This is a genomic window from Arcticibacterium sp. GJ41-1, assembly GCF_055808875.1.
Genome location: NZ_CM147888.1, coordinates 224689 through 243208, shown reverse-complemented (window position 1 = coordinate 243208; position 18520 = coordinate 224689). Strand labels below are relative to the sequence as shown.

At 36.3% G+C, this 18520-nt stretch carries 18 protein-coding genes and 1 tRNA gene; 16 read left to right on the top strand and 3 right to left on the bottom strand.

Translation table 11 applies throughout. The features are described 5' to 3' along the window. Position 1 precedes the first annotated feature (1 nt). From AC0L6O_RS01050 to AC0L6O_RS01020, 7 genes are all read left to right on the top strand, one after another. Positions 2-553, top strand: coding sequence for a hypothetical protein (locus AC0L6O_RS01050; protein WP_473305642.1), 552 nt, complete (start codon positions 2-4; stop codon positions 551-553). Further along, on the top strand, positions 543-1286 hold the full coding sequence (locus tag AC0L6O_RS01045; RefSeq protein WP_473305641.1) for a hypothetical protein: 744 nt from the start codon (positions 543-545) through the stop codon (positions 1284-1286). Before AC0L6O_RS01050 ends, AC0L6O_RS01045 begins: the two co-directional genes overlap by 11 nt. A gap of 196 nt (positions 1287-1482) precedes the next feature. Then, on the top strand, positions 1483-1770 hold the full coding sequence (locus tag AC0L6O_RS01040; RefSeq protein WP_473305639.1) for a hypothetical protein: 288 nt from the start codon (positions 1483-1485) through the stop codon (positions 1768-1770). Continuing rightward, positions 1754-2011, top strand: a complete 258-nt coding sequence (locus AC0L6O_RS01035) for a hypothetical protein (protein ID WP_473305637.1) — start codon at positions 1754-1756, stop codon at positions 2009-2011. The genes AC0L6O_RS01040 and AC0L6O_RS01035 overlap by 17 nt, the downstream gene beginning before the upstream one ends. A 255-nt stretch (positions 2012-2266) precedes the next feature. Continuing rightward, positions 2267-2551 (top strand): hypothetical protein, encoded by a 285-nt coding sequence (locus tag AC0L6O_RS01030; RefSeq protein WP_473305636.1) that lies wholly within the window; start codon positions 2267-2269, stop codon positions 2549-2551. A 129-nt stretch (positions 2552-2680) separates the two neighbouring features. Next, positions 2681-3868 (top strand): phage integrase SAM-like domain-containing protein, encoded by a 1188-nt coding sequence (locus AC0L6O_RS01025; RefSeq protein WP_473305635.1) that lies wholly within the window; start codon positions 2681-2683, stop codon positions 3866-3868. A gap of 339 nt (positions 3869-4207) precedes the next feature. Then, positions 4208-4933 (top strand): hypothetical protein, encoded by a 726-nt coding sequence (locus AC0L6O_RS01020; RefSeq protein ID WP_473305633.1) that lies wholly within the window; start codon positions 4208-4210, stop codon positions 4931-4933. A 99-nt stretch (positions 4934-5032) separates the two neighbouring features. Here AC0L6O_RS01020 and AC0L6O_RS01015 read toward each other — a convergent pair. Both AC0L6O_RS01015 and AC0L6O_RS01010 read right to left on the bottom strand, forming a co-directional pair. Further along, positions 5033-5107, bottom strand: a tRNA-Val gene (locus tag AC0L6O_RS01015). A gap of 313 nt (positions 5108-5420) precedes the next feature. Continuing rightward, positions 5421-6875 (bottom strand): tagaturonate reductase, encoded by a 1455-nt coding sequence (locus AC0L6O_RS01010; RefSeq protein WP_473305632.1) that lies wholly within the window; start codon positions 6873-6875, stop codon positions 5421-5423. A 287-nt stretch (positions 6876-7162) separates the two neighbouring features. On the opposite strand from AC0L6O_RS01010, the gene AC0L6O_RS01005 reads away from it, so the two are divergent. The 9 genes from AC0L6O_RS01005 to AC0L6O_RS00965 all read left to right on the top strand — a co-directional run bounded on the left by AC0L6O_RS01005 (position 7163) and on the right by AC0L6O_RS00965 (position 17325). Continuing rightward, complete coding sequence (locus tag AC0L6O_RS01005) at positions 7163-9133, top strand: sensor histidine kinase (RefSeq protein WP_473305631.1); 1971 nt, start codon at positions 7163-7165, stop codon at positions 9131-9133. Between the two features lie 15 nt (positions 9134-9148). Then, positions 9149-9847 (top strand): response regulator transcription factor, encoded by a 699-nt coding sequence (locus AC0L6O_RS01000; protein ID WP_341226403.1) that lies wholly within the window; start codon positions 9149-9151, stop codon positions 9845-9847. Positions 9848-9992: 145 nt separating this feature from the next. Further along, entirely contained in the window at positions 9993-11024 is a 1032-nt protein-coding gene (locus tag AC0L6O_RS00995) for a rod shape-determining protein (protein ID WP_111373174.1), read from the top strand. Between the two features lie 28 nt (positions 11025-11052). Next, entirely contained in the window at positions 11053-11907 is an 855-nt protein-coding gene (gene mreC / locus AC0L6O_RS00990; protein ID WP_473305630.1) for a rod shape-determining protein MreC, read from the top strand. After that, complete coding sequence (locus AC0L6O_RS00985; RefSeq protein ID WP_473305628.1) at positions 11900-12421, top strand: hypothetical protein; 522 nt, start codon at positions 11900-11902, stop codon at positions 12419-12421. Before mreC ends, AC0L6O_RS00985 begins: the two co-directional genes overlap by 8 nt. Beyond that, entirely contained in the window at positions 12421-13611 is a 1191-nt protein-coding gene (locus tag AC0L6O_RS00980; protein WP_473305626.1) for a serine hydrolase domain-containing protein, read from the top strand. The genes AC0L6O_RS00985 and AC0L6O_RS00980 overlap by 1 nt, the downstream gene beginning before the upstream one ends. A 42-nt stretch (positions 13612-13653) precedes the next feature. After that, positions 13654-14976, top strand: coding sequence for a vanadium-dependent haloperoxidase (locus AC0L6O_RS00975; RefSeq protein WP_473305625.1), 1323 nt, complete (start codon positions 13654-13656; stop codon positions 14974-14976). Positions 14977-15177: 201 nt separating this feature from the next. Beyond that, the gene (locus AC0L6O_RS00970) at positions 15178-15612 is read left to right on the top strand and encodes an Hsp20/alpha crystallin family protein (RefSeq protein WP_473305623.1); all 435 of its coding nucleotides are present in this window, start codon (positions 15178-15180) and stop codon (positions 15610-15612) included. Positions 15613-15792: 180 nt separating this feature from the next. Continuing rightward, positions 15793-17325 (top strand): trypsin-like peptidase domain-containing protein, encoded by a 1533-nt coding sequence (locus AC0L6O_RS00965; protein WP_341226397.1) that lies wholly within the window; start codon positions 15793-15795, stop codon positions 17323-17325. Positions 17326-17468: 143 nt separating this feature from the next. Here the strand turns inward: AC0L6O_RS00965 and tsf are convergent, their stop codons facing one another. After that, positions 17469-18302, bottom strand: coding sequence for a translation elongation factor Ts (tsf, locus tag AC0L6O_RS00960; protein WP_473305622.1), 834 nt, complete (start codon positions 18300-18302; stop codon positions 17469-17471). Between the last annotated feature and the right edge of the window lie 218 nt (positions 18303-18520).

Genomic DNA, 18520 nt, shown 5'->3' with positions numbered 1-18520 from the left:
GATGGAAAACCAAACAAACAACTCTTTGCCAATAACGTATGGTAAAGGTACGCAATCAGTTCTAGAATCAAGCACGGTTAAAGCATTGGATGTGCTAGCTAAATTAAGGATTAAAGAGCTTAGAAACAATTGTCCAAGAGTGCCAGAACACGCAATTCCAAGAAAGATTTATTCGGATAAGACTTCTAACGGGTTGACGAAGTGTATAATTGACTACGTTCGCTTCATGGGAGGTCAGGCTGAAAGGATAAGTTCAGAGGGTAGGGTAATTGATACTCGAGAAAGTTATACCAATGTTTTAGGGCAAGTAAAAATGATTGGCAGTATAAAACGTATAAAGACTAGCGGTCAACGAGGAACAGCCGATACGAGTATGACATTTAAGGGGCGTTCTATTAAAGTGGAGGTTAAAGTTGGTAGAGATAGGCAAAGCGAAGTTCAAAAAGCCTATCAAAAGTCTATTGAAAAGGCAGGAGGTATTTATTACTTAGCTAAAGACTTTCAAACATTCTTTGATTGGTTCAATAAAACGTTTCTAGGCGATGAGGAGTAAAGGAATGGCTAATTACATTGCTTTCCCAATCGGACTGCTTAAAGGCTTCGAAATGATGGAGTTTAAAGAGGTTAGTGCTATGCTTTCTAGTGCAATGGCTTATGCATTGTATTTAAACGGTCAAAGGTTTGGGGATTTAGAGCAAGCTGCTGATGTTCTCGCAATTAAATTTCATGATATAGACGATGCTTATGATAGAGGTGAAGGGCTTTACAAGTTTTATGAAGGAAGCCCATTGGTAAGTATTAATACTAGTATTGTCTTTGATTTCTACAAGAATGAAAAGTCAGATAGTGAAAAGTTAGTCTTTGCGGTGTATTGTGGCTTGCGTTCTATATTAGGCAAGAAGAAATATACTAAGTCGAATAATAAGCACCTAATAGCAAGAAGCCTTGGTTTTAAGAGCTTTAAGGATTTAGAAGAAATAGATGTTCCTATTTATTGGCGTGATAAGTACTTTTCAACTCCGAACAAAATAAGATATCATTTAACTGAGAAAATTCTAATCAATGAAATAAGCTTGAATTGGGGTATGAAATACTACAGTTTGAGAAACAGAGGTTTTTATTTCGGGTTTAATATAAGTCAAGAGTCATTGGTTCTTAATGCTGAGATGGCTAGAAAAAAGAATAGATTGTTAGAGTTAAAGAAAGGTAAAGAAGAAGCCAGACAAAAAGCATTAAAAATGCTAGCTTCTTTACCAACTAACAACCGCAACTTTACCCCACCTTAAATAGAGCAACCGCAACTATACCCAATTAAGTACACCGAATCAACAACACTAAGTACACACAAACTACCCCACCTTAAATAAGATATTCTAATAAGGTATTTTGATAAGATACTTTGATTAAGATTTTAAAATAAGGTTTGTAAATGCAAAAAAAAGGTTTTTCAATTCTAAAGTAGAATAAAATAGAATAATAATTATGGCTTTTGAGGTAGGAAAAGAGAAGACTGGTGGCAGAAAAAAAGGCACACCAAATAGGGTTAAATCCGAGTTGAAAGATTCAATCAATAAAATAGTCCAAGATAATATGATGACCGTTCAAAATGACCTTAACGGCTTAGAGCCTAAAGAAAGGGTTGGTTTTTTATTGCGGTTTATTGAATTCGTTATTCCAAAAGAAAAGAGCGAAAAAATTGATTTTTCAAGTCTTTCTGAAGACGAGGTTGATGAATTAATACAAAGAATAGTAAATGAACAAGAAAGATAAAATAAAGGCTTTGAATAAGGCATTTAGCAGTAATTCAAGTAAAGCACTTGCTAGCATAATGTCCGAAACATTGGTTTGCATTTATAACCTAAGCACGGGTACAATTTCAATTCCTGATATTCTAAATAGGAAAATGGTTGAAATACCGAGTTCGGAGTTTCCGAATATGCCTATTGTTCAAGGGAGAAAAGTTGAAATGAAAATCAGTTTAGGTAAGGGTGTAAAGCCAGAAGATAAATAAATATGAAGAGGTTTAACAAAATAAGAGCGTTGGAAAAGGCTTTTCGAGGTGATTTTAATTCACTTGTGAAAGCTGAAGAAACAAGCCTAAGTAGTATCGTGATGTTCAATAGTGACAATCAGAGGAGGCTTTTGTTTACTTCTAATGAAAATAGTTCAATTGGTAGGTATAGAGATTCCTTAATCAATGAGGAGCAATTTCAAGAAGTGTTAAGGGTAAGTAGTAGAGTGTTTTTATTGCCAGACAATCAAAGAAATGAGGAGAATAAATAAGATTAAAGCCTTGAATAGGGCTTTTCAGGGAGACATGAAGCTTTTAATCAAGCAAAACGAAAAGCAAGTTACTTTAGTAGTGGAGCTTATTGATGGTGTAATTATGTATAAGAGTATTCTACCCAATGAGAAGGTGGAGGTAGGTCAATATCTAGGTTTTTTTTATTCAGAAAATGGAAAATCTTTTTTTCAAAGTGACTGTGAAGAATTAAAAATGTTCAATGGGGAGGTGAAAGAAGGAAAATTGGAGTTGCCTTTATTTTTATAATTTCCAATAGTTGGTATTTCCCAACTATAACTGCCTTATAATCAACTTAAAAGGTTTTTGTTGCTGCAAAAAAAGTGCTTATTTGCCTAAATGTTACTACAGAGTTAAAAGATTACAATAAAAGAGATTATGAAAAATACAATTTTTATAAATTTTTGGCCAAGGGTTTCGAGGTCGTCAAAGGATTTCGTTTCTATTCAAACAAGGGTGACTTTAAATTCTAAACGTGTTGAGATTGGTTCAACTGGAATCAGGTTGAGTAAAACCTATTGGAGTCAAAAAAATCAAAGTGTTTTAGAGGGCTGTCATGGTTATCAGCAGTTTAATGCAATATTGGCGTCACAAACGTCTGGTATTTTAGCTATTTACAATAGTTACGAGGTTAATAAGCAGAATTTATCAGCTAAGAAGCTCAAAGAATTATTTCTAGGTGATGGAAAGCCAAAACATAGCCTAGCCAGTTTGCTTGAGCATTATATTGATACTAACCCCAAACTAAAAAAAGAGTCGGTTGAGGGTTATCGGAGGAGGTTTTCGAAAGCCTTCGAGTTTACTCCTCTTCTCGAGTCTGATGATGTTGACCCCGTATTTCTAAATAGGTATAGAAAGTTTTTGGAGAATGAAAAAGGCTATGGTGAGCCGTATGTTTATAAGTGCCTAGCAGTGGTAAAGATGATAATGGATTATTCATATTCGCAGGGGTTAATTGATACAAATAAAATTAACTCAACATCAATTAAGCGTGTTGTTGAATATAATACAGAACATCTATCAGTAGAGGAGGTTGAAAAGCTTGAAAGTTATAGGTTTTCTAATACTAGGGTTCAGTATGCTATTGATATGTATCTCTTTTGCTGCTATACGGGTCTTTCATATTGCGATTATGCGAAGTTTGACATTTGTCAGATTGAGACTAATGATAATCGTAACTACATAAGAGGTAAAAGGCAAAAGACCGATTCAGAGTATTTTCTACCATTGTTTAAAGGGGCGGAAAGGATTCTAAAAAAATACAATAATGAGATGGTTAAGCTTTGCGATTCAGAAGCCAATAAGTTAATTAAAGTCGGAATGAAAGAGGTTATAGGGAACGACCAAATGGTTTTTCATAGCTCACGCAAGACCTTTGCAAATTATTGCCTCAATCATCTTCTGTATTCTAAAGATACCACGGCTAAAATGATGGGTCAGAAAGATTTGAAAGAGCTTGATGCTTATGTTTCAACCTCCGCTAAAAGAGTAATAAAAGAGACAAATGGTAAGGGTTCGCTATTTGGAAATATAGGTTGGATTAATCGTCTAAGGGATTTTTTATAGTTTGGGACTACTAAATAGTTAATCAGTGATAAATGAATATTGGTTTTGTCAGGAGGAAAAAGTATTTTGCATAAGAGAACAACTCAACTAAATGCCACAACATAGCAAAAAGGATAGAGTGAAAAGGTATATTTTTAGAAAATGGGATAGAGATAGCCAACCTCCACATCCTTTAATAAAAATGCTTCCACCAATTGTATGGGATTTTTTTAGTGTAGTAGTTTTTTTGGGGTTAATGATGAATTTGTTTTTGTCATGTTACCCTTGAACTTGCTTTTCACCACTATAAATATTTAATTTCTCAAAGTCTTCAATTAACCAACATTCAATTCATTAATAATGAGAACGTCACTAATAGCCATTCTTTTAAACCTTATTAGTTTGGCTGCTTTTTCACAAGCCAACATGATTAAACCTATTACTCATGTTGTGAATTTACCTTTGGAGGGTAAGATTACAACATCTGAGTTGGGCAATACTTTAGTTAGCTTTATTGAAGTTTCTAAATATGAAAAAGGGTTTCATCTAGATAAGGATTTTTCTTGGACTTCTACGGGTGTTAAGAAGCATTTTATGGCGGATGATTTTTATTTATACTACACCACGTCAAAAGGCGAAGTTTATGTGTCCTCAACAAGGAGTTCAGAGGTTAACGGTGTGAAAGCTCGTTCAGCTGTTGCTGTATTGAAGAATAAGAAGAAGGTTAAGTATGGTCTTTCTATACCTGAGTGGCCGTTGCATGGGGAATACACCGTTCCTTCTTTTTTAGGTGGATATAAAGCTGTAAATACAATACAAGACCAGATAGATGATAACAAGGAAATTATTTTGTTAGACGAAACTAAATTTAAACAAGAGTTTATCTATGGAGGAAAGGTTGGGGATAATGTGAAATTCACTTATCGGGAATTTTCTGAAGGTTTGGCCAGACCAAGTTTTACTCAAGAAGTTCAGTATGATTTGACAGATAGTAGGATAGTGGGATTCAAGGGAATGAAATTGGAGATACTAGAAGTTTCGAATGTTGAAATAACATACAAAGTATTGTCTCCTTTTACAAAATAAGTTGATATAAGCTTTCTTTTGAGGTCGCAGGAATGCAAATTGTATGCAACTAAAAAACAAAAGCACTTAACATTTCTGCTAAGTGCCTGATTATAAGTGTGGGAGTTGAGGGATTCGAACCCCCGACCCTCTGCTTGTAAGGCAGATGCTCTGAACCAACTGAGCTAAACTCCCTTCGTTTGGGATTGCAAAGATGCAGGATGAGTTTATATTTTCCAAACACTAGGCAGAAAAAAGTTAAAATATTTTCAAAATAATTTTTGAGCGAAATCCAAATTGTATTTATGCCGCATTAATTTGAATTTTTATTTTAAAAATGTTGCGAAAAAAATGGAACCCACTGTTTGGGATAACAATTCTATTATTAGATTTGCTTAATCATTTATTCAACCGTATTCTTACACAAAAGCGTTGGAAATCAAGCAGAAGATTACTTCCGTGCGACTACCAACGCTTTTTCTTTTATATCTCGTTATTTTAAGAAAGGCTAGGCAAATACATTTAATGCCGAAACCACTTCTTTTACACCAAGCATATTCATGTTGCAAAGGTGCGTAGCTACTGCATCCTCAAACCCTTCTAAGGTGCATAAGTCCATTCCCCAAAAATCAGTATTGCTTAGTGCTTTTTTTGCTAATTCTTTTGCATCACCACACTTCCATGCTTCAAAATACCACGCTGCCTGGTCATCATTTAGGATATAGCTTTCACCATTATGCTCGCCAAAGTATTGTCCGTTCTCTTCTTTAACCGCTTTCATAAATAATAAGTAAGCCGCCATGCCTCTTGCGAAGTAATGAGGAACATTGCCAAATACTTCATAATATCTTGTCAAAAGAGGAATGGTCCTCATTTGTATTTTCATGGTATACTGGAAAGTAATGCTATGCCATTTATGATCAAGATATGGGTTTCTGAATCTGTCAATAATTTCTCTTCCATAACGCTGAACCACCTTAGGGTCTACTTTTGAAGAAACCGCCGGAGCGAGTTCAGTCAGCATTAAGTTCGAAATGAATTTTTCTATAATATCATTATTAAGAGCTTCCTTAACCGTTTCGAAATCGGCTAAAAAGCAAAGGCCACACATTAATGTATGCGGTGCATTAAGCATTCTTAGCTTAAGCTCACGATACTGTGTAATATCTTTTTCTACTACTACTCGCTCATCTGCTTGCTCAAAAGAAAGCCTTTTCTTTACATCTTCGTTTCCTTGAATAGCCCAAAGAGCATATACTTCAGATTTTGTGAGAAGCTGGTCTTCGTAACCAAGTTCTTTATAAATCTCTTGAAGCTCATCTTTAGCTGGTTTTCCAGGAACAATTCTGTCTACTAGAGAATTACAGAAATTAGTTTCATTTTCAATCCAGTTTTTAAATTCGCTGCAAAGGTTTTGGTCTTCTATTTGACGAAGAATAAGGTCTTTTAAAACATCACCGTTGTCTACCACTAATTCTGTAGGAATGATAATTACGCCAGGTAGGCCAGCATTAAATCTTCTTTGTAACCAAGCAGTAAGTTTTCCTGGGAATGAAGTAGGAACGCCATCTAAAGTTTCTTTGACATACTTTAAGCCTACTTCAGTGGTATTACTTATTACCACATCCATGTCAGGGTTTTCAGCAGTTTTAAGAATTTCCTCCCATTGAGTGCTAGCAGCCAAAACTCGGCTTATTGTTTCGCAAACAACGTTTTTAGAAATGTTTTCGCCACTTTTTATTCCTCTTACGCAAACGGTATAAAGGTTGTCTTGTGCGTTAAATACTTCTATTCCGCCTGGCATCGATTTTACCACTACCGCACTTCCTTTAAAAAAGCCGTCTTTGTTGGCTTTGTCAATAAGGAAATCGCATAAGCCACGAAGCAATACGCCTGTACCAAACTGTAATATTCTTTCTGGGTGTTTTTCTTGTCTCGCGTGAGATGCTTCTGAAAGCTTCATGATCATTAAGAGGGTTGTTGTTTCGGGTAAAAGTAATAAATAAGGGGAATTTGACTATCTAATAAAGTGAATTTTACACAATTGAGTTGTAATAAACGCTTTCATAGTATTAGTATATGGGCATGCTGCTAAGGTTTTTAGCGAGAAAGTGTGTTTGATTTAGAACTTCTTTTAACTGGGTTTTGGGCTTAGACTAGGTTAAAAAGTGTTAAACGCTGAAGCGGTGGCTAGCGAAACTTTATTTTTGTAATATGAATCAAATGTTAATCGGCTCTTTTTCTGCTTAAATGAAGAATATAAAATACATCATTGGTTTAATGTTATTTGCTCTAATCGCACTGATTGCTTTTCAGTGGTATTGGATTGAAAATGCTCTTGTGGTTAAGAGAGAGCAATTTGATAGAAAAGTAGTGGAGTCAATGAACCAGGCCGTAAATAGAGTGGAGAAACAAGAGGTTCTATTTCTGGCAAATAAAAAAATTAAGGAACAGGAACGCTTGGCTTTAGCATCTTTAACTGACCAAGGTAAGCCAAAAAAGAAGCTAAAGAGGGTTTTAAAGAAGAAGCCAACTTCAGCAAAAACGATAAAAAAAGTAAGCGAGCCATTATTGGCAAAGAAAACACCCGTTGAAGAGCCTGTTAGGCAGTCTGCAATTGCAAGACCAGATACTCATTTTGTGGTTTTTGACCCAAGAACTGGTGGTTTGCCTGCCATGGAAGAGTTTACTATCAATATTCAGTTATCAGATGCTGGTTTTGACGAGAGAAATCTTTTGCCAGAAAATAGAATGGCTTTTGTTAAAAAGATGATGCGTGAGCAAAATTTGATTTTGCAACAATTAGATCAAAGGTCTGGCGATGCCATCAATAGAAATCAAGGAATTAATCAAATTCTAAATATAATTGATCAAGAGTTCAGGGCTTTTGTAAATGCGGGTCAAAGAATGGGGCCAATGGGCTTACAGCAGTCTAATGGTCAATTAGCGGTTATAGGCGATACGCTTAGTAGAGCTCAGCAAACAAACTTAGACACAGCAAGAGCACGTCAAAAACAAAATGTCTCAAAGCCAAAACCCAAAGCGAAGGCGGTGGCTACTGAGCTGGAAGAACCAGAATATGAATGGGTGGAGGTAGTGGATGATAGTGAGCAGCTGGAGAAATCTAGAAATAAAGCAGATTTAGTCAAAGATGTTTTTACCGATTTTATGCAAGGTAAAAGAGATATTTACGAACGCGTTAATCAGGAAATGCTAGACACGTTGCTTAAGCAAGAACTGAAAAATCACGGCATCGATTTGGCTTTTGAGTACGGGGTAAAAGACAAAGGGAATATGCGATTTGCATCCTTCGGCCTTGATAATAATCCTGAATTAAGCGACTTGGCTTATAATGTTAAGCTATTTCCTAACGACGCTTTTCAGCAAGATCAGTACCTATATGTTTATTTTCCGCAAAAGGAGAATTTTATAATGGGTAACATGTGGTCTGTTTTTGGTAGCTCACTGGTCTTGATTTTAATGATAGGCGGTATTTTCTTCACTTCAGTAAACACCATGCTGAAACAGAAAAAACTGTCAATGATTAAGAACGATTTTATCAATAACATGACACATGAGTTCAAAACGCCTATATCTACCATTTCATTAGCTGTGGAGGTTATGAAAGATGCCAGCATGAAAAATGATCCTGAAAAATATTTAAACATCATAAAAGATGAAAATAGCAGGCTTGGAAGCCAGGTAGAAAAAGTGCTTCAGATGGCTCTTTTAGATAAAGGGCATGTTAAATTAAATCAAACTGAAGTAGATCTTCATGAAACCATAGAGCAGGTTTGTCAAAACCTAAGCGTACAAATAGAAAATAAAGAAGGAAGCTTAGAGTTAGATCTAGCAGCAAGCAATCCTGAAATTATAGCAGATGAAGTTCACATGACTAATGTGATTTATAACTTGCTTGATAATGCAAACAAATATTCTTCAGAAAAACCAAAAATTAAAGTGGCTACAAGAGACACCGTTGGAGGTGTTTCTGTAATTATAAGTGATGAGGGTATTGGAATGAAAAAAGATCAACTAGGTAAAATCTTTGATAAGTTTTATAGAGTTTCTACCGGAAACGTACATGATGTAAAAGGTTTTGGCCTTGGCCTAAGCTACGTCAAAAAAATGATGGATTTGCATCATGGAAATATCAAAGTCAACAGCATTGTTGGCAAAGGAACAACTTTTGAATTAGAATTTTTAAACACGGCAGTCTAACCAATTAACATAAAAATGGAAAACCAATTAAAGATCTTGTTAGCCGAAGATGACCCCAATTTAGGGATGCTACTTCAAGAGTATTTGTCGTCAAAAGGCTATACAGTAGAGCTGGCAAGAGATGGAAATCAAGGTTTAGACATGTTCTTAAATGTTGGTGGTTTTGATTTATGTCTTTTAGACGTAATGATGCCAAAAAAAGATGGTTTTTCTCTGGCCAAAGAAATTAGGCTCAAAGATGAGAATGTCCCAATTATATTTTTGACGGCAAAGTCAATGAAGGAGGATACCATCCAAGGTTTTAAAAGTGGAGCAGACGACTATATGACAAAGCCTTTCAGCATGGAAGAGCTTTTGATGAGAATAGCGGCTATACTTAGACGAGTAAGTAAACAAGAGCCTGAAGAGGTTCAAGAAGAGTTTAAAATTGGGCCTTATTCATTTAACACTATTGATTTAAAGTTGACCCTAAATGGGGGAGAATCTAAAAAGTTGACAACCAAAGAATCTGAGCTATTAAAGCTGTTTTGTCAAAACCCAAATAAGCCCGTAAGTAGGAGTTATGCTTTGAAATTAATTTGGGGAGACGACTCCTATTTTAACGCCCGCTCTATGGATGTTTACATTACCAAACTTCGTAAACATCTAAAGGCAGACGAGAACATTAAAATCCTAAACTTACACGGCGAAGGCTTTAAGTTGATAACCGGCTGATTAAGAGTTGGCTAATTATTTGTTGAGAACAAATGGTAGCATAAGAAAACTAAGCAAGAAAAATCTTTAGCCAAAGAAAATTTTGCAAATAATAATCGTAAATTTGCATCCATTATTTCCATATTTTTAAGAATTAACTCTTCGGATGGCAGGACTATTTAGCTTTCTTACTAGCGACATCGCAATTGATTTGGGTACAGCGAATACCCTTATAATTCACAAAGACAAAATTGTTGTTGATGAACCTTCAATAATTGCCTTAGATAAGGTAAGCGGGAAAGTCTTGGCTATTGGTCACAAGGCCATGCAGATGCATGAAAAGACCAATGAAAATATTAAAACCATCAGGCCCCTTAAAGATGGTGTAATTGCTGATTTTACAGCAGCTGAGTTGATGATTAGAGGAATGATTAAGATGATTGACTCTGGAAAGAGTTGGTTCTTTTCTCCATCACACAGAATGGTTGTTTGTATTCCTTCAGGAATTACGGAAGTTGAAAAACGTGCCGTTAAAGATTCTTGTGAGCACGCAGGTGCCAAAGAGGTTTATATGGTTCATGAACCAATAGCTGCAGCAGTTGGTATTGGAATCGACATTGAGCAGCCTAACGGGTCAATGATTGTTGACATCGGAGGAGGTACTACCGAGATTGCTGTAATAGCTCTTTCAGGAATAGTTTGCGAAGCTTCTGTTAGAATCGCTGGAGACCTTTTCACTAGAGACATTGTCGACTATATGCGTAGAGAGCATAACCTTTTGATAGGGGAGCGTTCTGCAGAGTCTATTAAAATTCAAGTAGGAGCTGCATTACCAGATTTAGATGATGCACCTGCAGACATCGAAATTAGAGGTAGAGATTTGATGACTGGAATTCCTAAGGAAATTAAAGTTACATATAGTGAAATAGCTTACGCTTTAGATAAGTCTATCTCTAAAATAGAAGAGGCTATCATGAGAGCCTTAGAAATGTCTCCACCTGAGCTTTCTGCTGATATCTTTGAGAATGGGATTTTCCTTACTGGCGGTGGTGCATTACTTCATGGTTTAGATAAGAGATTGGAACTTAAAACTAAGCTTCCTATTCATGTGGCAGAAGACCCGCTTAAGGCGGTAGTAAGAGGAACAGGTGAAATTCTTAAGAATATTGAGAAATTTCAAGCTGTTTTAGTTCATTAGAATTTATCATTTGAGCATTTAATTTTTTATGTCTCAATTACTTGGGCTTTTAAACAAAGCCAAATACTTTTTCTTATTCCTATTTTTGGAGATTATCTCCTTTGCACTTATTCGTAAGAATAATCTGCAATGGGATGTTAATGTCTTCAATTCCACCAACGCTGTGGCTGCGAATACAATGGCTGCTACTTATAAGGCGAAAGAATATCTTTATCTTAAAGAGGAGAACTTAGGTTTAGCAAACGAAAATAAGGCTCTGAGAGATAAGGTGGTTCAGTTAGAGCAAAAACAAGGAAGGCCTGACGCTTTCTATAGAGTTGATTCCATTTATGCTCAGCGGTTTGATTTTCAGGTAGCTAAGGTAATTAATAGTACTACGGCAAGAAATAAAAACTATATCACTATTGATAAGGGTAGGCTGGACGGCATTGAACCAGGAATGGGAGTAATAGGGCCGAGAGGTGTGGTAGGTCAGGTGATGTCATGTAGTCAGCATTTTTCTAGAATTTACAGCATACTTCATGATGATTTTAGAGTTTCTTCAGAGGTTACAAATCAAAAATTAAGGGAGTCTGGTCAAACAGCTTTAGGTTTGGCTAATTGGAACGGTGTTTCACATGACGTGGTGAAACTAGGAACTATTGATAAGTTTAAGAAAGTATCTGTTGGCGATAGTGTAGTAACATCATCTCAAAATTTAATTTTTCCTCCAAACATCTTAGTAGGTACCATAAAAATGGTGGCTACGCCTGATAATGGAGCTTTCCATGATTTGGATGTGACTTTAGCCACAGATTTCGGTGGTTTGACTTATGTCTACGTGGTGAATAATAAGTTAGTAGACGAGCAATTAAACTTAGAAAGGGAGGACGAGAATGAATAGTCAAAGTTTAATAAAGGCCACTTTAGTTGTTATACTCTACTTAGCTCTTCAAATTCTGTTGGTGCGTAATCTTGTGCTTTATGATGTAGCTTTTTGTTTTATATACATCGTAGCTATTTTATGGTTGCCGGGCGATATGGATACCCTCTGGGTAATTCTAATTAGTTTTTTTATTGGCTTGACGGTAGATGTGTTTTATAATACTGCTGGTGTGCATGCCGCTGCATGTACTTTAGTTGGTTTTTTAAGGCGTGGCATACTTCTGTACTTTTTCCCTGCCAAAGGAATTGAAAATGACCTGAGTGTTACGCTGCCGGAGCTCGGTCATCAGCGTTACCTCGTTTACATTAGTGTTGTGGTGTTTATTCACCATCTTGCCCTTTTCTTCATTGAAGCAGGAGGTACACATTTGTTTTTACATACGCTTCTGAAAATATTTTCTAGTACAGTTTTTACCGTTTTGGTTATTTATCTAAGCAGTGTTTTCACTTCTAATTTGTCTGTACAGAGATAATGCTCTTAAGGTTTTTTTATTCCATCCTGTTTTGTGCTACCTTCTTTTATTCTTGTAACTCCAAGTCTGGAGAAGAAACAGTAGTAAGTACCATTGATTCTGAATGGCTCAAGCAGCAGAAAATAGATTCCTTGAGAAGGGAAATATCGGCTTCCAAAAAAGAGGCTTTACTTAGAGATTTTGTTCAAAGTAAGGTCAAAAAGGGTTTTAATGGAAGTATTTTGATAGCTCAAAGTGGTGTTGTTTTGTGTGATTCGTCCATTGGCTTCGCAAATTTTGAGGACTCTGTTTTAATTAGCGATGAAACACCATTTCAGTTGGCCTCTTTGTCAAAGACGTTTACGTCTGTTGCTATCATGCAATTGGTGGAAAAGGGAAAACTAAGTCTAGATTTAACAGTTAAAGATTATTACCCTGATTTTCCTTATGAAGGAGTAACGCTTCGCAGCTTGCTAAGTCATAGGTCTGGTCTCCCATATTATGAGTATACGTTTGACTTAAAGGCGAGAAAGGAAAAACTTTATCCTGATAATCAAATGTTATTGGATTGGTTTGTTAAAGCGAACCCATCGCCAAAGGCTTTTAATTTGCCAGACCATTATTTCTCATACAACAATACCAACTTCGCTATTCTTGCCGCCATAGTAGAGAAGGCTTCTGGCTTAAGCTTTAAAGATTATTTAAGGAAAGAGATTTTTGAGCCTTTAGGAATGTCTAATTCTTATTTTGCTTCAGAATTAAGGGATTCAACGAACAGAACCTTTGGGTATCAGAATAGAAGGAAGATTCCTTTTGATATATATGATAATATAGGAGGGGATAAAGGGGTTTTTTCTACAACTAAAGATTTATTGAAATGGTATCAAGCCCTTAGGTCTGAGACTATTTTGAAAAAGGAAACTTTGAGAGAAGTATATACTCCAAGAAGTTTCGAGTTTCCTGGTTTAAGAAATTATGGTTACGGTTTTAGGCTATGGGTAAATGATAAGCAGCAAACAGATTATATTTACCATACTGGTTGGTGGAAAGGCTATAACACCATTATGTTTTTTGATTTAAGAGAAGACTTTGTTATTATTTTGTTGAGCAATCGTTATAATCGGGATGTTTATCGTATTAAAGAAGTTGTTGACATTTTGCACGATGGGGAAAAGAAAACAAGTGTAGAAGAGAATATTCTTGATGAATAACTATTTGTATTTTTGTCTGAAATTTTAAGATTTTAATTGGATATGAAAAAAGTATTATTCCTATTTGCAGCATTCTTTGTGTTTGTAGCTTGTGAGAGAAAAACGCCTGAAGAATATGGGAAAATCACAAACAACCCTGAGTATTTGCATGGGGCTATTGATAAATTGACTGATGTTATAATTCATGATATTTTCTCGCCTCCGGTGGCAAGTAGAATTTATTCTTATTGCACACTTGCTTCATATGAAGCTATGGTACATTCTGATGATAGGTTTCTGAGTATGGCAGGCCAGTTTAATGGTTTTGATAATGTTCCGCAACCCGTAGAAGGTGAGGAGTACTGTTATCCTTTGGCTAGTATTAAAGCTTTGCTTTTAGTAGCAAAAAGCCAGACGTTTACCATCGACAAGTATAATGAGTTCGAAGAGAATTTATACAAAGATTTTCAGGAAGCCGGAGTTCCTTCGGACGTTTATGATCGCTCTTTAGAATATGGAGAGGCCATTGCAAATCATGTAATAGAGTATGCAAAGGGCGATAACTATCCGCAAACAAGGGGTTTGAGATATACAGTGAAAAACGAGCCTGGATACTGGGTTCCTACACCTCCTCAATATGGTGATGCAATGGAACCATATTGGGAGACTATTAGATTATTGGCTTTAGATTCAGCAGACCAATTTGCACCACCACCACCACCACCGTATAGTTTGGATAAGTCGAGTCCTTTTTGGAAAGAATTAATGGAAGTTTATAATATTTCAAAAACTAAAACAGAGGAGCAAGAAAGCATGGCTTGGTTTTGGGATGACAACGCTTTTGTGATGAATGTTCAAGGTCACGTTATGTTTGCGAATAAGAAGATGACTCCTGGCGGTCATTGGCTTGCTATTGCTAAAACGGGATTGAAAGGTCAGAAGAAATCTACAATGGAATCGATAGAAACGTATATGATGGTTTCTACGGCTCTTCATGAGGCGTTTATAAGCAGTTGGAAGGAAAAGTATAGAAGTGAGAAGATACGACCAGAGACTGTGATTAATGCAGAGTTCGACTCTGATTGGGTTCCTTACTTACAAACACCACCTTTTCCTGAGTATGCTAGTGGTCATAGTACTATTTCTGCTGCTTCTGCTGAAATAATGACGGGTTTGTTAGGGGATAATTATGCTTTTACGGATTCTACGGAGTTTCCTTACGGTCATGGTGTGAAGAGTTTCCCGTCTTTCAGAGAGGCTGCAACAGCTTGTTCATACAGTAGGATGTATGGTGGAATTCATTACAGATCGGGATGTGAACAAGGACAAGCCGCTGGAATTAAGATTGGACAATACTTATTAGAGAAGGTAAAGACTCGGAAGTAAGATAATTTCATTAGAAGAGTACCCTGTCATTTGATGACAGGGTATTTTTTTTGGCTGACTATTTAAAGACAAAATGGCATACTTTGTTTGCTGTTTTGAGGTAGATGAAGACAAGATGTCTTGTTTTTGGGATTGGAACAGGAGTTGTTGAGGATTAATTGAATTGAAAAAATGATTTAAAACTTAACAACAACAATAATTATGAACACTTTAGTAAAATCTTTCAGACCAGTAGGTGCTTATCCTTCACTATTCAATACACTCTTTAGCGAGGGAGAAATTTTCAATGAAAATCGTTTAAAACAGTCTACTCCAGCAGCAAATGTTTCGGAATCAGATGAGGCCTTCAAAATAGAATTGGCAGTACCAGGATTTAAGAAGGAGGACTTCAAAATCAATGTGGATGGTAAGAACTTGAAAATATCGACTGTAAGTACAGAAGAAAAAGAGGAGTCAAAAGAGAATTATGTGAGAAGGGAGTTTAGTTTCTCCTCTTTTGAAAGGCTGTTTTATCTGCCAAAATCTGTGGATGTTGATAAAATAGAAGCTTCGTATGAAGATGGAATTTTGGATCTAACTTTACCAAAGAAGGAAGAAGCTAAGCCTAAAGAGCCAAGACTTATCAGTGTAGGATAGATGAATATGGGATTTTGGGACGGCTTTGCTTATGCTAAGCCGTCTTTTTGCGAAAAAAGGCTGTTAAATAATGTTAAGACTAGGTGGTGTCTTTGAATTTAAATCAGCAAGCCTTCGTTTCTTAGGTACAAAAAAATATTTTTGTATGTATTAATTAAACCGATATCAGATTAAGCGTTTATGAAAAATAACTTAAAAATTGTATTAATAGCTGTGGCAAGTAGTGTGGCTACTGTGGTGGCTTTTAAATACTCAGGCCTGGAGGAGAAAGCTGTAATAATTAATGAGGCGGTTTCTTCCGATGCAGATACGAACTCAAAACTAATCAATTTTGCCAATTTGCCGGCAGCGGCTCCAGGCGATTTTACTTACGCTGCTGGCGTTTCTGCACCTGCTGTGGTACATATCAAGGCTACAGCCACAAGGGCTGTTAGACAGCAAAGAATGCCGTCTATTTTTGATGATTTCTTTGGCTTTGATGATAACATGTTTGGTGCACCCAGAAGCCAGCAACAGCAATCGTCTGGGTCGGGAGTAATTATTTCAAAAGATGGATATATAGCAACGAATAACCACGTGGTAGATGGAGCGGATGAATTGGAGGTTATTACGTATAATAAGAAAAGCTATACGGCGGAGGTTGTGGGTGTTGACCCATCTACGGATATTGCTGTTATTAAAATAACAGAGAAGGACCTACCTAGTTTAACTTTTGCAAATTCTGATAATGTAAAAGTAGGGGAGTGGGTTTTGGCCGTAGGTAATCCTTTCAATCTAGAGTCAACAGTGACGGCTGGAATTATCAGTGCTATTGGTAGAGATATTAGTATTTTGGCTAGAGGGTATCAGGAAAGATTTCAAAGAAGTGGACAGCAAGAAGATACGCCTATTGAGTCTTTTATTCAGACAGACGCTGCTGTTAATCCGGGAAATAGTGGTGGAGCATTAGTAAACCTTAGAGGAGAATTAATAGGTATTAATACAGCCATTGCTTCGCCAAATGGAGCTTATGCGGGTTATGCTTTTGCGGTTCCTTCTGGTATAGTTAAAAAGGTGACTACTGATTTAATAAAATTTGGTAATGTTCAAAGAGGTTATCTAGGTGTTGTTCCTGTAGAATTGGATAACAAGAATGCTAAAGAGTTTGAGGTTAAAGTATCTCAAGGTATTTATGTAAGAGAAACTACAGAAGATGGAGCTGCTAATGTAGCAGGCATCGAGCCAGGTGACGTTATTCTTAAAATTGATGGGCAAGAGATTAAATCTGAGCCTAAGTTTAGAGAGTTAATTGGTATTAAACGCCCAGGAGATAAAGTTAAGATTACAGTTAACCGTGATGGAAAAGAGAAGGATTATACGGTTACATTAAGGAATAGAGATGGTGGAAAGTCAATAATTAAGAAAGAAGCAGCTAAGAGCGTGCTATCTAAATTAGGTGTTAAGATTGACGATTTGTCTTCAAGTGAAAAAGAAGAAATTGGCGTTAGAAATGGCGTTAAGGTGGAGAAAGTATTTGAGGCTGGAAGTATTGCCAGAGATACCGATATTCGTGCGGGCTTTATTATTACCAGAGTTGGTAATGTTAGGGTAGACTCTAAGAAAGAGTTTGATGCCGCTATTGAAGAAGCCGTTAAAAATAAGGAAGATGGTGTCTTGATTTGTGGCGTTTATAAGAGCGTTTCAAGAAACTTCTGCTATGGTTTAACGCTGTAAGGATTAATTTAAAATTCAGATTATTGAATCCAGTTAGGCTGTGCCTAGCTGGATTTTTTTTGGGTATAAGTTTTGACTTTTAGGCAAGAAAAAAGCCATATCCTGATGGATACGGCTTTTTTATAAAACTATTAAAGGAGATATTATCCAATCACAACGTGTACAAACGAAGAGATTTTTAAACCTTTTTGAGTCTTTTCTAATAATTGAGCGATGTTCATTGAAGGGTCTTTAACAAATGCCTGATTCAATAAAGTATTCTCTTTGTAGAACTTGTTAAGTTTACCAAGAGCAATTTTTTCAAGCATTGCTTCAGGCTTACCTTCTTGACGAGCTTGGTCTTTTCCAATCTCAATCTCTTTCTCAACGATTGTAGGATCTACATCGTCTTTGTCAAGACCAACAGGCTTCATTGCAACTATTTGCATAGCTACGTCTTTTCCTAAAGTTTCTACATCAGCTCCTTGAACATTTTCAAAAGATACTAAAGCAGCAGCTTTGTTATTTGAGTGAATGTAGGCAACTACAGCTTCACCTTCTACGTGCTTATAATCAGAAACAACTATTTTCTCACCAATTTTACCAATAAGCTCAGTAATAGCCTCGCTTACTTGTCTACCATCTTCTATGTTTAGCTCAGCTAAAGTGCTTGCATCTTTAGCATGGTGTTTTACACCAGCTTGTAATACAGCATTACCAAGAGAAGAAAAGTCTTCAACTTTAGATACAGGCTCAGTTTCACAAGCAAAAGCTAATACTTTTGCAGATTTACCGCTGTCGCTAACGTCTACCAATATTACACCTTCAGAAGTCGTGTTATCAGCTCTTTTAGCGGCTACTTTTTGTCCTGCCTTTCTTAAGAACTCTACTGCTTTATCAAAATCTCCTTCTGCTTCCACAAGGGCTTTTTTACAATCCATCATACCAGCACCTGTGGCCTGACGAAGTTTGTTTACATCTGCAGCTGTTATTTTCATTTTCTGTAAATATTTAATTATAAACTTTTAAAAGTGAATAGCCCGAAAGTTTCCTTCGGGCTATTCGAAAACTTATTTTTCTTTCTTAGAATTAAGCTTTGTCACCTTCTTCTTTAGGAGACTCTGCAGGAGTTTCAGCTGGAGTTTCAGCTGTTACTTCTTTCTTAGTTCTAGTTCTTTTTTTCTTAGTAGCTTCACCTTCTTCCGTTGATGCAGGA

What these genes read in the sequence shown, in the direction of transcription:
- AC0L6O_RS00965 (WP_341226397.1), top strand. Translation starts at nt 15,793, where the DNA reads ATGAAAAATAACTTAAAAATTGTATTAATAGCTGTGGCAAGTAGTGTG.
- AC0L6O_RS01020 (WP_473305633.1), top strand. Translation starts at nt 4,208, where the DNA reads ATGAGAACGTCACTAATAGCCATTCTTTTAAACCTTATTAGTTTGGCT.
- AC0L6O_RS01000 (WP_341226403.1), top strand. Translation starts at nt 9,149, where the DNA reads ATGGAAAACCAATTAAAGATCTTGTTAGCCGAAGATGACCCCAATTTA.
- AC0L6O_RS00970 (WP_473305623.1), top strand. Translation starts at nt 15,178, where the DNA reads ATGAACACTTTAGTAAAATCTTTCAGACCAGTAGGTGCTTATCCTTCA.
- AC0L6O_RS01045 (WP_473305641.1), top strand. Translation starts at nt 543, where the DNA reads ATGAGGAGTAAAGGAATGGCTAATTACATTGCTTTCCCAATCGGACTG.
- AC0L6O_RS00980 (WP_473305626.1), top strand. Translation starts at nt 12,421, where the DNA reads ATGCTCTTAAGGTTTTTTTATTCCATCCTGTTTTGTGCTACCTTCTTT.
- mreC (WP_473305630.1), top strand. Translation starts at nt 11,053, where the DNA reads ATGTCTCAATTACTTGGGCTTTTAAACAAAGCCAAATACTTTTTCTTA.
- AC0L6O_RS00995 (WP_111373174.1), top strand. Translation starts at nt 9,993, where the DNA reads ATGGCAGGACTATTTAGCTTTCTTACTAGCGACATCGCAATTGATTTG.
- AC0L6O_RS01035 (WP_473305637.1), top strand. Translation starts at nt 1,754, where the DNA reads ATGAACAAGAAAGATAAAATAAAGGCTTTGAATAAGGCATTTAGCAGT.
- AC0L6O_RS01025 (WP_473305635.1), top strand. Translation starts at nt 2,681, where the DNA reads ATGAAAAATACAATTTTTATAAATTTTTGGCCAAGGGTTTCGAGGTCG.
- AC0L6O_RS00985 (WP_473305628.1), top strand. Translation starts at nt 11,900, where the DNA reads ATGAATAGTCAAAGTTTAATAAAGGCCACTTTAGTTGTTATACTCTAC.
- AC0L6O_RS01030 (WP_473305636.1), top strand. Translation starts at nt 2,267, where the DNA reads ATGAGGAGAATAAATAAGATTAAAGCCTTGAATAGGGCTTTTCAGGGA.
- AC0L6O_RS00975 (WP_473305625.1), top strand. Translation starts at nt 13,654, where the DNA reads ATGAAAAAAGTATTATTCCTATTTGCAGCATTCTTTGTGTTTGTAGCT.
- AC0L6O_RS01040 (WP_473305639.1), top strand. Translation starts at nt 1,483, where the DNA reads ATGGCTTTTGAGGTAGGAAAAGAGAAGACTGGTGGCAGAAAAAAAGGC.
- AC0L6O_RS01010 (WP_473305632.1), bottom strand. Translation starts at nt 6,875, where the DNA reads ATGAAGCTTTCAGAAGCATCTCACGCGAGACAAGAAAAACACCCAGAA.
- AC0L6O_RS01050 (WP_473305642.1), top strand. Translation starts at nt 2, where the DNA reads ATGGAAAACCAAACAAACAACTCTTTGCCAATAACGTATGGTAAAGGT.
- tsf (WP_473305622.1), bottom strand. Translation starts at nt 18,302, where the DNA reads ATGAAAATAACAGCTGCAGATGTAAACAAACTTCGTCAGGCCACAGGT.
- AC0L6O_RS01005 (WP_473305631.1), top strand. Translation starts at nt 7,163, where the DNA reads ATGAAGAATATAAAATACATCATTGGTTTAATGTTATTTGCTCTAATC.